Source organism: Blastococcus sp. URHD0036 (assembly GCF_000701365.1).
Taxonomy (GTDB): domain Bacteria; phylum Actinomycetota; class Actinomycetes; order Mycobacteriales; family Geodermatophilaceae; genus Trujillonella.
The window spans coordinates 104,049-116,081 of the sequence record NZ_JNIK01000014.1 but is presented as its reverse complement, the minus strand read 5'-3'; the positions used below and the strand labels follow the sequence as shown (position 1 = coordinate 116,081).

Annotated in this window: 10 protein-coding genes and 1 pseudogene; 1 reads left to right on the top strand and 10 read right to left on the bottom strand. The window is 74.4% G+C overall.

Features of this window, described 5'->3' with window-relative positions; translation table 11 throughout:
- Nucleotides 1–666: 666 nt before the first annotated feature.
- Entirely contained in the window at nt 667–1,590 is a 924-nt protein-coding gene (locus N555_RS0112690) for a glycerophosphodiester phosphodiesterase (protein WP_197028993.1), read from the bottom strand.
- Nucleotides 1,591–1,779: 189 nt separating this feature from the next.
- Here N555_RS0112690 and N555_RS0112685 point away from each other — a divergent pair, with 189 nt between their 5' ends.
- The gene (locus N555_RS0112685) at nt 1,780–2,751 is read left to right on the top strand and encodes a quinone oxidoreductase family protein (RefSeq protein WP_029431862.1); all 972 of its coding nucleotides are present in this window, start codon (nt 1,780–1,782) and stop codon (nt 2,749–2,751) included.
- A gap of 45 nt (nt 2,752–2,796) precedes the next feature.
- On the opposite strand, the gene N555_RS0112680 is transcribed toward N555_RS0112685, so the two are convergent.
- The 9 genes and pseudogenes from N555_RS0112680 to N555_RS0112640 form a co-directional block, all read right to left on the bottom strand.
- A complete protein-coding gene (locus N555_RS0112680) occupies nt 2,797–3,750 on the bottom strand; it encodes a VWA domain-containing protein (RefSeq protein WP_029431861.1) in 954 nt (317 codons plus the stop codon).
- Nucleotides 3,747–4,847, bottom strand: a complete 1,101-nt coding sequence (locus tag N555_RS0112675) for a DUF58 domain-containing protein (protein ID WP_156036345.1) — start codon at nt 4,845–4,847, stop codon at nt 3,747–3,749. The genes N555_RS0112680 and N555_RS0112675 overlap by 4 nt, the downstream gene beginning before the upstream one ends.
- A 221-nt stretch (nt 4,848–5,068) precedes the next feature.
- A pseudogene (locus N555_RS25945) lies at nt 5,069–6,163 on the bottom strand (AAA family ATPase); the annotation flags it as partial.
- Nucleotides 6,164–6,367: 204 nt separating this feature from the next.
- A complete protein-coding gene (locus tag N555_RS29120) occupies nt 6,368–7,708 on the bottom strand; it encodes a C40 family peptidase (protein WP_029431858.1) in 1,341 nt (446 codons plus the stop codon).
- 199 nt (nt 7,709–7,907) lie between these two features.
- Entirely contained in the window at nt 7,908–9,440 is a 1,533-nt protein-coding gene (locus N555_RS0112660) for an AMP-binding protein (RefSeq protein ID WP_029431857.1), read from the bottom strand.
- A 60-nt stretch (nt 9,441–9,500) separates the two neighbouring features.
- Nucleotides 9,501–9,671 carry a hypothetical protein gene (locus N555_RS27920; RefSeq protein WP_156036344.1) on the bottom strand — a complete coding sequence of 57 codons (171 nt, stop codon included), beginning with the start codon at nt 9,669–9,671 and terminating at the stop codon, nt 9,501–9,503.
- A 76-nt stretch (nt 9,672–9,747) separates the two neighbouring features.
- A complete protein-coding gene (locus tag N555_RS0112650; protein WP_029431856.1) occupies nt 9,748–10,170 on the bottom strand; it encodes a hypothetical protein in 423 nt (140 codons plus the stop codon).
- Nucleotides 10,167–10,919, bottom strand: coding sequence for an SIR2 family NAD-dependent protein deacylase (locus tag N555_RS0112645; RefSeq protein ID WP_051684071.1), 753 nt, complete (start codon nt 10,917–10,919; stop codon nt 10,167–10,169). The genes N555_RS0112650 and N555_RS0112645 overlap by 4 nt, the downstream gene beginning before the upstream one ends.
- Nucleotides 10,916–11,929 carry a phosphatase PAP2 family protein gene (locus N555_RS0112640; RefSeq protein ID WP_029431854.1) on the bottom strand — a complete coding sequence of 338 codons (1,014 nt, stop codon included), beginning with the start codon at nt 11,927–11,929 and terminating at the stop codon, nt 10,916–10,918. The genes N555_RS0112645 and N555_RS0112640 overlap by 4 nt, the downstream gene beginning before the upstream one ends.
- Nucleotides 11,930–12,033: the final 104 nt, after the last annotated feature.

Sequence of the window (12,033 nt, the reverse complement as noted above, 5' to 3'; positions counted from 1 at the left end):
CCGTTCGTCGTCACCCCGCCTGGCGTTCGGCCAGCACGCTCCTCGGACCGGACGCGCTCGAAGCCCGTGATCGTGGACCCCAGCCCCGATCGTCGACGGCGTCGCCGACCGCCCGGCGAGCGACCCGATGGGACCGGCGCGCGGCCGCCGGTCCGGTGTCTGCGGTCCCCCGATCGCGAGCACAGCAGTTCCGCGCCGCGTACCGGGGGAACGAGCCGTGCGGACAGCGGCCCGGGTCCGGCAGGTGGACGCGGCGGGGGTGCGCCGGGTCACGCCGCCAGCCCGCCGGCAGGTCCTCGTCGATCTCGAGCGGCACGGGGATGGGGGGCGTGTGCTGCCGCCCGGCGTCGTAGAGGACGAAACGGACGCCATGTCGGGGCCGATGCAGCGTCGACGTCGTCATGACGCACTCCCGGCGAGATCCGGCACCTGGGGAGCGCGCCCCCGGAGGGGGCAACCGTGGAGCAGTGGTCGCATCGGTGGCATGTCTCGAACATACGTTCGACGTACGACGGTTGCCAGTGCACGGACGCGCGAACCACACGTCGTGCGGCCGAACCGGATCCGTCGTCCGTGCGCCGACTGCGTCGACGATGACGTGCTCCAGCGCTCTGCTCACGTCCGTGCGCGGAGCGTGGAGACCCCCGCGGACGACCCCAGCCGGGATCAGCCCCTGCTCGTCGACGGACTGTGCCCGCTCCGTCCCAGGAGGTGCATCAGCGACGCGGCCTCGTCGGTGATGATCGCGTCGACCCCCAGGGACAACGCGAACTCCATGTCGCGGGGGTGGTTCACCACCCACACGTGGACCTGCAGACCGGCTCGGTGCAGTCGTCCGACGAGCCCCGGCGCCTGACGGAGCAGCGCGAGCGACGGGCCGACGGCGGTGCCGACCGGGGGGACGGCGCGCTTCCGCGACCGCGGCAGCACCTGGCGGACCAGGTGCACGGTGGGGAGGTCGGGCGCCAGGACACGGACTCGCCGCAGTGCCGTGGGCGAGAAGCTCATGACCCGGACCGCCGGCCGTCCCGACTCCTCGAGCGGCCGGCCGCCGGACAGCAGTCCGAACCTCCGGAGGCTGGCGAGCAAGGCGGTCTCGACCTGGCCGGCGCGGCGGGTCGGGTGCTTGGTCTCGATCGCCAGGCCCACTCGCCCGGGCGAGGCCGTCACGTAGTCCAGCAACCGGTCCAGCGTGAGCACCCGTCCGGCGTCCTCGTCGACCTCGTCGTCCTCCTCCTCGACCGCAGGACGCCGCGGGCGACCCCGGATCCCGGCACCCCGGCTTCGTCGGTGGACGACCCGGTGTCGTTCCAACTCGGCGAGGTCCAGCGCCGACACCACACCGCGCCCCGTGGACGTCCGGTTGATCCGGCGGTCGTGCACGCACACCAGCACCCCGTCGCGGGTCATCCGGACGTCGCACTCCACGGCGTCCGCCCCGAGGGCCAGCGCCTGCTGGTAGGCGGCGAGGGTGTGCTCAGGTGCCTCCACCGAGACGCCGCGGTGCGCCACGACCTCGACCTCGGACCGCGCCCGGGGCGGCAGGCCCGTGACGCCCTCGCGGCCGTACCGGTCCCCACGACGGGGCACGAGATCTCCTCGAAGGCTCCGGGACCGGGCGCTCGCACCGGGTCCCTGTCGTCCGGCGGCCCCGTCCTTCCGCCGCTGGCCTCGACTACTACCCGGCGTCCCCCGGGCGACACCTGCACCTGTCCTCCGGGCGACCGGCTCAACCCACCCAGCCGCCACTCGGACGTCACAAGCCATAGCCTCAGCGTCATGCGAGCTGTGCAGATCACCGAGTTCGGTGGCCCCGAGGTCCTCAACGTCGTCGACCTGCCCGACCCCACCCCAGGCGACGGCGAGCAGCTGTTCGAGGTGTCCACCGCGGGCATCAACTACGCCGACACCCACCAGGCGGAGAACTCCTACCTCGCCCCGCAGACACTGCCGCTGATCCCGGGGGCGGAGTTCGTCGGCTCGCTCGCCGGCGGCGGCCCGCGGGTGGTCGGCCTGCTCGACGGCGGCGGATACGCGGAGAAGGTGTCCGCCCACCCCCGGCTGACCTGGCAGGTGCCCGACGGCGTCTCCGACGAGCAGGCGCTGTCCGTCGTCCTCCAGGGGTCGACCGCCTGGCACCTGCTGCGCACCAGCGCGCACCTGGCCGCCGGCGAGACCGTCGTCGTCATCGCCGGCGCCGGCGGGGTCGGCTCGCTCGCCGTCCAGCTCGCCAGGCGCTGGGGCGCCGGGCGGGTCATCGCCACCGCCTCGAGCCCCGAGAAGCGCGCCCTCGCCGAGGAGCTCGGTGCCGACGCGACGGTCGACCCCGCGCTGGCCGACGACGACCCCAAGGCGTTCGCGGGCGCGCTGCGCGAGGCCAACGGCGGCAAGCCGGTCGACATCGTGCTGGAGATGACCGGCGGCAACGTCTTCTCCGGCTCGCTCTCGGCCCTGGCCCCGTTCGGCCGGCTCGTCACCTACGGCATGGCCGCCCGCCAGGAGACGCCGTCCGTGCCGCCGGGCGCGCTGATGCAGCGCAGCCGCGCCGTCATCGGCTTCTGGCTGGCGCACTGCATGGCGCGGCCGCAGATGATGGACGACGCCATGACCGAGCTCCTGCAGCTGGTCGACGACGGCGCGCTGAAGCCGGTCATCGGCGGCCGGTTCCCGCTGTCGGCCGTCCGGGAGGCCCACCAGGACCTCCGCGCCCGCCGCACCACCGGCAAGCTCGTCCTCGACCCCTCCCGCTGAACCGGAGGAGATCCGTGGGCATGACGCCCACGGATCTCCTCCGCGTCAGAGCAGGCGGTTGGTGAAGAGCAGGCTCATCACGCAGCCGAGCAGCGCGAGCAGCACCCCGCCGCGGACGAACCAGTAGCTGACGTCCTGCGGCTCGGTCGTGTAGCCGATCTGGCTGCCGAGGTCGCTGTAGACCTCCTCGAGTTCCGAGGCGCTGGCCGCCTCGCTGTAGCTGCCGCCGGTCGCGTCGGCGATGTCCTCCAGCGCGGCCCGGTCGACCGGCACCGGCACGGAGTCGCCCTCGATCTCGACGCTGCCGTAGTCGGTGCCGAAGGCGATCGTAGAGACCGGCACCCCGGCGTCGTTGGCCGAGTCGACGGCCTGCGTGGTGCTACGGCCGACGGTGTTGGAGCCGTCGGAGAGCAGCACGATCCGCGCCGGCACCTGCTCCTCGGTCTCCCCCAGCGCCGACTGGAAGTTGGCGATCGCCTGCAGCGAGGCGAACACCGCCTCGCCGATCGCCGTCGCCTCCGACAGCTCCAGGTTGTCGATGGCGGCCCGCACCTGGCCGCGGTCGGTCGTCGGCGTCACCAGCGTCGTGGCGGTGCCGGAGAACGCGACCAGCCCCAGGTTGATCTCCTCGGGGAGGACGTCCACGAACTCCTTCGCCGCCACCTGCATCGCCTCGAACCGGGTGGGCTCGATGTCGGTGGCCTCCATGGACATCGACACGTCCACGGCCATGACGACGGTCGCCCGCTCGCGCGGCACCCGCACCTCGGTGCTCGGCGTCGCCAGCGAGACGATCAGGACGCCCAGCGCCAGGGCGACCAGCCCGAAGGCCACGTGCCGCTTCCAGCCGGGTCGCTTGGGCACCAGCGAGCCCAGCAGCGCCACGTTGGTGAAGCGGGCTGCGTACTGCTTGCGCCGCAACTGGAGGACGACGTACAGCGCCACCAGTGCCGCGACGACCACGAGGCCGAGCAGCCAGATGGGGGTCTGGAAGGTCATCGGGAGGCCCCTCCGGAACCGACGCGCCGGCGGTCGGCGACGAAGCGGACCACGTCCATGAGCCAGTCGCGGTCGGTGCGCAGCTGCAGGTGCCCGGCGCCGGCCCGGCGCAGCGCCCGGGCGATCTGCTGTCGCTGCGCGGCGGCGCCGGCGGCAAACCGGGCGCGGAACTCGCCGTCGCCGGTGGGCACCTCGAGGGTCTCCCCCGTCTCCGGGTCCACCACGGTCAGCAGACCGACGTCGGGCAGCTCCAGCTCGCGGGGGTCGACGACCTCGATGGCCAGCAACTCGTGGCGGGTGGAGAGCAGCCGGAAGGGCCGCTCCCAGTCGCTGTCGCCGAGGAAGTCGGAGACGACGACGACCAGCCCCCGGCGGCGCGGTGGCCGGCGCAGGCTCTCCAGGGCGGCGGCCAGGTCGCCCCGCCGTCCGCCCTCGGCGCGCGGGGTCGCCACGACCGACCGCAGCAGCCGGTCGGCAGCCAGCCTGCCGGCGGCCGCCGGGTAGCGGTCGACCCGCTCGCCGGTGGTGACGACGGCGCCGAGCCGGTTGCCGCCGCGCACGGTGAGGTGGCTGACGGCGGCCAGCCCGGCGATGGCCAGGTCGCGCTTCTGGCAGTTGGCCGTGCCGAAGTCCAGGCTCGCCGACAGGTCGACGACGGCCCAGGTCTCGAGCTCGCGGTCGGCGATGGTCTCGCGGACGTGCGGCACCTGGGTGCGCGCGGTCACCGGCCAGTCCATCCGCCGGACGTCGTCGCCCGGGTGGTAGGTCCGGGAGTCGCCGGCCTCGGTCCCCGAGCCGGGGACCAGACCCGAGTAGTCGCCCTGGAGGAGCCCGTCCAGGCGCCGGCGGATCGTCAGCTCCAGCCGCTGGAGCAGCACGTCGGCCGGGCCCTCGGCGAAGTTCGGCGGTGCGCCGTCCCCGCGGCTGGTGTCGGGCACCCACGTGGGGACGTCGTCCACGCCGGCGGCCTCGGCAGGAGCGGCACCATCGGCGGCGTCATCGGCGCCACCGTCGGCCGGCTGCTCGTCACGCGGCGCCTCGGCGGCGTCCCCCTCGGGCGGGGCCGCCTCGGCGGCCGCCCTGCGCCGCAGCCTCACGCCGACTGCGGTCCGTGCCCGTAGCCGTTGGCACCGGGCCCCTGCGGAGCGGCGGGCACGTGCGGGGGCTGGTGCTGGGGCTGGCCCTGCGGCGGCGGACCGTACTGCGGACCCGGCCCGGGCGGACCGAACTGCGGACCGGGACCGCCGAAGCCCGGCACGGCGGGTCCACCGGGCACCGAGGGCCCGAAGCCGCCGGAGCGCTGGCGGGGAGTGACCTGGGGCAGCGGCACCGTCTGCAGGATCCGCTTGACGACGTGGTCGGCGGGGACACCGTCGGCCAGCGCGTCGTAGGAGAGGACCAGCCGGTGGCGCAGCACGTCGGCGGTGATGTCGAGGACGTCCTGCGGCAGCACGTAGTCGCGGCCGCGGACCAGGGCCAGCGCCCGGCTGGCGGCGATGAGGCCCAGGGAGGCACGGGGGCTCGCGCCGTAGGTGACCCAGGAGGCGACGTCCTCCATGCCGTGTTCGCGCGGGGCACGGGTGGCCACCACCACACGGACCACGTAGTCGACCAGGGCGTGGTGCACGAACACCTGGGAGGCGGTCCGCTGCATGCGGCGCAGGTCGTCCAGGCCCAGCACGGTCTCCGCCACCGGGGGCGTGGAGCCCATCCGGTAGATGATCTCGCGCTCCTCCTCGGGCGTCGGGTAGTCGACGAGCACCTTCATGAGGAAGCGGTCGCGCTGCGCCTCGGGGAGGGGGTAGACGCCCTCGGACTCGATCGGGTTCTGGGTGGCCAGCACGAGGAAGGGATCGGGCAGGGGGTGGGTCACCCCGCCGATCGAGACCTGCCGCTCGGCCATGACCTCGAGCAGGGCCGACTGGACCTTGGCCGGCGCGCGGTTGATCTCGTCGGTGAGGACGAAGTTGGCGAACACCGGGCCGAGTTCGGTGTCGAACGCGTCCTGGCCGGACTTGTAGATGCGCGTGCCGACGATGTCGGCCGGCACCAGGTCAGGGGTGAACTGGAGGCGGGCGAACTTCCCACCGACGACCGTGGCCAGCGTCTCGACCGCCAGGGTCTTCGCGACGCCGGGCACGCCCTCGAGCAGGACGTGCCCGCGGGCCAGCAGGGAGACGAGCATCCGCTCGACCAGGCGGTCCTGGCCGACGATGACCCGCTTGATCTCGAACAGGGCGCGCTCGATGCGGGCGGCGTCGGCCGCCGGCGGAACGGGCAGCCCGCCCACCGCGGTGGCGCCCTGGGGGATCTCGGAGGAGGTGCTGGCGGCCTGGGTCACTGCGCTCCCTGTTCGTGCCGTGCCCGGCCTGGGCAGGCCGGCGGGGGGTCGGGGAACCCGTCCCCCGGCCAGTGTCCTACACCTGGGGCCCGAGCCGGTCAGGACGGGCGCGACGCGGCCGGACACGGCCCGACACGCCAAACCCACTGCCCCGTCGGCTACGGGGCTGCTAACCTCGCCGATGCGTCGGGCAGCTCCCCCCGTGGCTGCCCGACGCCCTCACGTGAACAGGGCCCTGCGCATCGCGCAGGGCCCTGTCCCGTGTCCGGGGTCCGTTCAGGCGGTGGGGCGGACGGCGCCGAAGTAGTCGGAGCCGTAGTACATGTTCATCTCCTGGACGGCTTGACCGCTCTGCGGCGCGGCGATGATCCGGCCGCCGCCGAGGTACAGCGCCACGTGGTAGATCGACGTGTAGCTGGCACCGGTGCCCCAGAACACCAGGTCGCCGGGCTGGAGGTCGGCACGGGCGACCGTCCGGTTGCGGAAGAGGAAGTACTGGTCGCGGCTGGTCCCGCCGACCTGGATCCCGGCCTGCGCGTAGGCGTACTGCATGAGTCCCGAGCAGTCGAAGCCGACGAGCTGGCTGTCCTCGCCGATGCCCTTCGTCGGGCCACTGGCGTTGCCGCCGCCCCAGCTGTACATCACACCGCGCTGGCTCCGTGCGGCGGCGATCGCCGTCTCGACGGCCGAGCCGCGAGGTGCGCCGGCCGTCGTGCTCACCGGAGCCGGGTTGCTGTTGCCGCCGGGCGCCGGGGTCGACGTGCTGCCGCCGCCCTGTGGGGCGGAACTGCCGCCACCCTGGGCCTGCGGCGTGGAACCGCCGGACGACGGCGTGCTCGGCGCCGGCCGGGCGGCCTGCTGCTGAGCCTGCTGCTGGGCCTGCCGCTGCGCCGCCTGCCGGGCGGCCTGCTGCTCCGCGGTCAGCCGGCCGACCTCGGACTCGGCGCTCTGGAGCTGCTGCTCGACGGCGGCGCGCTGATCGGCGAGGGCGGCGGTCTGCTCGCGGGCGCTGGTCTCCTGCGCGACGGCGGCCTCGAGCTGCACGCTGGCCTGGGCCTCGAGCTCGACGGCCTGCTGCGCGGAGGCGGTCGCCTCCTGCTCGGCGGTCGTCGCCTGCTGCTCCAGCACGGTGAGCTGGTCGACGACGTCGACGCGGTGGCTGCCGGCGGCGTCGAGAAGGGCGGCGCGCTCCATGAGCTCGGAGGGGCTGCCGGAGGTGAGCAGCGCGGTCATGCCGGGCGCCGTGGTGCCCTGCATGTAGCTGGTGCGCGCGAAGGAGGCGACCTCGTCCCGACCCCGCGCCAGCTCGGCCTCGGCCTGGGCGAGGGCGGCCTGGGCGGCGGCCTCGGCGGCGCGCGCGGCCTCGAGGGCGGCCTGCGTCTCCTCGTAGTCCTGCAGTGCGATCTGCGCGTCGTGGCTCGCCTGGGCGGCAGCGGCCTCGGCGGCCGCCAGCTGGGCGCTCACCTCGCCGACCTGGGCGGCGGCAGCGTCGCGCGCGGCCTGAGCGGCGGCGACGTCCGCGGCGCTCGGCGCGGCCGTGGCCACGCCAGGAGCGATGCCGAGGAGGACGAGGGCGGCGATGCCCGTGCCGGCCCCCCGGACGGCCCATCGGGACATCCGTGCTGGTCGTCGCTTGGTCCGCGCGGAGCTGTTCACCCTCACGGGAACGGCGACCGGGCGGGTCCCCTTGACCGCCCCTCACCCCATGGGGGGAGTCACCCCGGGGTCCTCCGGCGACGTCGTGCGCGGAGGTGCAGTCCCGCGACGGGGAACTGCACCTCCCCGCACGGTGTCGGGTCCCGCCGCCGGCCGGGGGTCAGATCTTCCGGTCGGAGTCGGCCCAGAAGCTCTCGCGGAGCTTGAACTTCTGGATCTTGCCGGTGGCCGTGCGGGCCAGCTCGTCGCGGAACTCCACCCGCTTGGGCACCTTGTAGCCGGCCAGCGTGCCGCGGCAGTGGGCGATGATCGCGGCCTCGTCGGCCTGCTCACCGGGAGCGAGCACCACCAGCGCGGTGACCATCTCGCCCCACTTCTCGTCGGGGACGCCGATCACCGCGACCTCGGCCACGGCGGGGTGGCTGAACACGACGTCCTCCACCTCGATCGAGGAGACGTTCTCCCCGCCGGTGATGATCACGTCCTTCTTGCGGTCGGAGATGGTGAGGTAGCCGCCCTCGTCGACCGACCCGCCGTCGCCGGTGTGGAACCAGCCGCCCTCCAGCGCCTCTCCCGTGGCGTCGGGGTTCTCCCAGTACCCGGCCAGGACGACGTTGCCCTGGGCCAGGACCTCGCCGGACTCGCTCGTCGTGATCCGGTTGCCCAGCGCCGGCACCCCAGCACGCGAGAGCCGCTTCGCCCGCTCCTCCGGCTCCAGGTCGTCGTACTCGGCGCGGGGCCGGTTGATCGTGAGCAGCGGCGCGGTCTCGGTGAGGCCGTAGATCTGGTTGAACTCCCAGCCCAGCTCCGCCTCGATCCGCGCGATGGTCCGCGACGGCGGCGGCGCGCCGGCCACGATCACCCGCACGCGGTCGCGCCCCGGGATCTCGCCGTCCCAGTTCTCCGCGGCCTCCAGCACGGCGTTCCAGACCGCCGGCGCCCCGGCCATCACCGTGACCCCGTGCTGCTCGACGCGGCGCAGGATCTCCGCGCCGTCGACCTTGCGCAGCACCACCTGCTTCGCGCCGACGCCGGCCATCGAGTAGGGCAGGCCCCAGCCGTTGCAGTGGAACATCGGCAGCGTGTGCAGGTAGACGTCGCGGTCGCTGACCTGCATGTGCATGCCGAAGGTGACCGCGTTGACCCACTCGTTGCGGTGGGTCATCCGCACACCCTTGGGCCGCGCCGTCGTCCCGCTCGTGTAGTTGATCGTCGCCGTGGCGTCCTCGTCGGGCTCGGCCCACGGGACCGGCTCGGTGTCGAAGCGCAGCAGCTGCTCGTACTCGTCCCCCGTGCCGAGGCAGTGCTCGGCGGAGACGCCCTTCAGCGACTCCCGGAGCTCCGGGTCGACCATCAGCACCCGGGCGCCGCAGTGCCCGACGATGTAGCGGACCTCCTCCTGCGAGAGCCGGAAGTTGACCGGCACGGCGACCCGGCCCGAGGAGGGGACGGCGAGCAGCACCTCCAGCAGCCGGGCCGCGTTGTGGCTGACCACGGCGACCCGCTCCCCCACCCCGACCCGGAGCTCGTCGAGGCCGGCCTGCAGGGCACGGCCGCGGCGGGCCACCTCCCGCCAGGTGAGGTCGCCCAGCGAGGGAGCGGGCTGGTTCGGCTCGTCCACGATGCCGACGCGGTCGCCGTAGACCAGCTCCGCGCGGTCGAGGAAGTCACGGGTCGTCAGAGGGACGCGCATGGCCCGGACGCTAGCGCTCGGGAGCCGTTCCGGCAGGGGTTCGGCTCCTCTCGCGGAGGCCTACAGCCCGCCGGCCACGGCCCCGCCGTGGTGCACCGGGTCGACCGCCTCGACGTCCCCGCCGATGGCGTCGAGGCGGTGCGCCGTGGCGACCTCCACCTCGTCGTCGGCCTCGGTCACGTCGTGCAACGGCTGGTGGGTGGAGGGATCCAGGTCCGGGCTCTGCGTCATCGCTGCTCCTCGGTCGGGACGGAGGGCGAGTGTCCACCCGGCAGGACCCTCCCGGCCAGGGGCGGCTCCTCGCGGGTCAGGCCAGCACCAGCCACAGGGCCGCGCCCACCCCGGCCGTCGCGACCAGCGCGCGCAGCGTGTCCACGTGCACCAGCCGGCGGTGCACGACCGGGTCCCAGCCGCGGTCCAGCCGCCGGTGCTGGGGCACCGCGCCCAGGGCGGTCAGCTCCAGGACGACGGCCAGGCAGGCCGCCGACGCGAGGACGGCGAGCAGTGGCGTGCCGGGCGGCCGGTCGACCAGCAGCCACAGCGTCGTGACGGCCTGGCCGGCGAACAGCGGGCCGACCACGCGGACGACCAGGCGCTGGTGGCGGTGCTCGAAGGCGGGGAACGCCTCCGGCGGCACCATGGTCATCTGGGGGTAGACGAGTATCCGCACGGTCCACTGGAACCCCGCGTAGGCGGCGAAGAGCGCCAGGTTGATCGCCAGCAGGGTCATGCGGCCAGCAGCCGGGGCAGCGCGGTGCCGATCGGCTCCCGGACGACGAGCGCGGCGAGGGAGTCGTACGGGGTGGGCTCGGCGTTCACGACCACCACCCGTGCCCCCGCGGACGCCGCGACGTCGGTCAGGCCCGCGGCCGGGTGCACGCCCAGCGAGGTGCCCACGGCGAGGAAGACGTCGCAGTCGGCGGCCGCCGCGGCCGCCGCGTCGAGGACGGCGGCGTCCAGCGCCTGGCCGAAGCTGACCGTCGCCGTCTTGAGGATGCCGCCGCAGACCAGGCAGGCCGGGTCGGGCTCGCCGGCGTCGACCCGTGCCAGTGCCTGCACCGTCGTCGTCCGGTCCCCGCAGGAGAGGCACTCCACCTCGTGCACCGTCCCGTGGAGCTCCAGCACCAGGTCCGGCGAGGAGCCGGCGGCCTGGTGCAGGCCGTCGACGTTCTGGGTGACCAGCGCCCGCAACCGGCCCTGCCGCTCCAGGTCGACCAGCGCCCGGTGGCCGGCGTTCGGCCGCACGTCTCCCCGGGCCAGGTCCTCCCGCATCAGCCAGGCCCGCCGGCGGATGTCGGGATCGGCGACGTAGTAGGACAGCGTGACCAGCTTCTCGGCGTCGGGATCGCGGGTCCACACGCCGTTCGGGCCGCGGTAGTCGGGGATGCCGCTGTCGGTGGAGATCCCGGCACCGGTCAGCACGGTGATCCGGGTCGCCTGCGTCAGCCACTCGGGCAGCGGGTCGGGCCGGTCGCTCACGTCCGCCACGGTAGGACGGGCCGCAGCACGGCTGCGCGGCGCAGCGCTGCCCGGCCGGCCCGTTCCAGCGACGGCAGGACCAGCAGCACGCCGGCCGCGTAGCCGGCGCCGATCAAGGTGTCGACGACGTAGTGCTCACCGCCCCAGACGAGCACCACCGGCATCAGCACCGCGTACGCGACCAGCCCGGTGCGCTGCCACCACCGGTGCGCCGACGGGAGCAGGACGGCGCACATCAGGACCGCGAACGCGGTGTGCAGCGACGGCACCGCGGCGACGAGGTTCACCTGCCCCTGACCGGAGTGCAGCAGCGCGCCGGCGCGGGGCAGGCCGAGCACCTCCCAGCCGCCGCTGGTCAGCCGGTGGACGGGCTCGATGACGCCGTCACGGGCGGCGAGCCAGGGCGGGGCGGCGGGGAACAGCACGTACGTGACCAGTCCGGCGACGGAGAGGACCGCCACCGCCCGGGCGCACCGGGCCCAGCGCTCCCGGTCGCGCGCCCACAGGACCCCGAGGACCACCGGGGTGACGACGAAGTGGCTGCTGTAGACCAGCGTGGCCAGGGCCCGCCACCAGTCCGCCTGCAGGTGCTCCTGCAGCCACACCGTCGGGAGGACGCCGCCGCTCAGCCACCGGTCGGCGTCGGCCAGCTCGGCGACGTGCACCGGCATGCCGAGCCCGTCGGCGAGCCCACGGCTGGCGTCGTAGGCCAGCAGGACCACCACCAGCGGCAGCCAGTCGGTCAGCAGCCGGACCAGCGGCCGGACGCCGGAGGTGGCGGCGTGCACGCCCAGGGCGGCCAGCACCCAGCCGAGCAGCACCACCCGGTCGGTCGGCAGGCCCGCCGTCGCGCAGGTGGCGGCGAAGGCCACCGCGAGGGCCAGCCACAGGACGGCGGTCAGCAGCCGGACCCGGGACGCCGGCCGCAGCGGCGCGTCCACCGGACCCACGACGGGGACGGGCAGGGACGGCGCGGCGGCAGCCGGGAACGGCAGGTCCACCGCGGTCATGTCGCCGGACGTTAACGGCACGTTCGCGTCCGATGGGGTGCGACCCGCGTCACGGGTGAGGAAAGGGTCCCCTCACCTGCACGCCGCCGTCCCCGAACTGGGAT

Coding starts and splice junctions, on each gene's coding strand:
- N555_RS0112650 (WP_029431856.1), bottom strand. CDS start 10,170: ATGACCCTGCTGGCGATCAACCTGGCGCTCTTCGCCGCCTACGCGGGG.
- N555_RS0112640 (WP_029431854.1), bottom strand. CDS start 11,929: ATGACCGCGGTGGACCTGCCGTTCCCGGCTGCCGCCGCGCCGTCCCTG.
- N555_RS0112680 (WP_029431861.1), bottom strand. CDS start 3,750: ATGACCTTCCAGACCCCCATCTGGCTGCTCGGCCTCGTGGTCGTCGCG.
- N555_RS0112685 (WP_029431862.1), top strand. CDS start 1,780: ATGCGAGCTGTGCAGATCACCGAGTTCGGTGGCCCCGAGGTCCTCAAC.
- N555_RS27920 (WP_156036344.1), bottom strand. CDS start 9,671: ATGACGCAGAGCCCGGACCTGGATCCCTCCACCCACCAGCCGTTGCAC.
- N555_RS29120 (WP_029431858.1), bottom strand. CDS start 7,708: ATGTCCCGATGGGCCGTCCGGGGGGCCGGCACGGGCATCGCCGCCCTC.
- N555_RS0112660 (WP_029431857.1), bottom strand. CDS start 9,440: ATGCGCGTCCCTCTGACGACCCGTGACTTCCTCGACCGCGCGGAGCTG.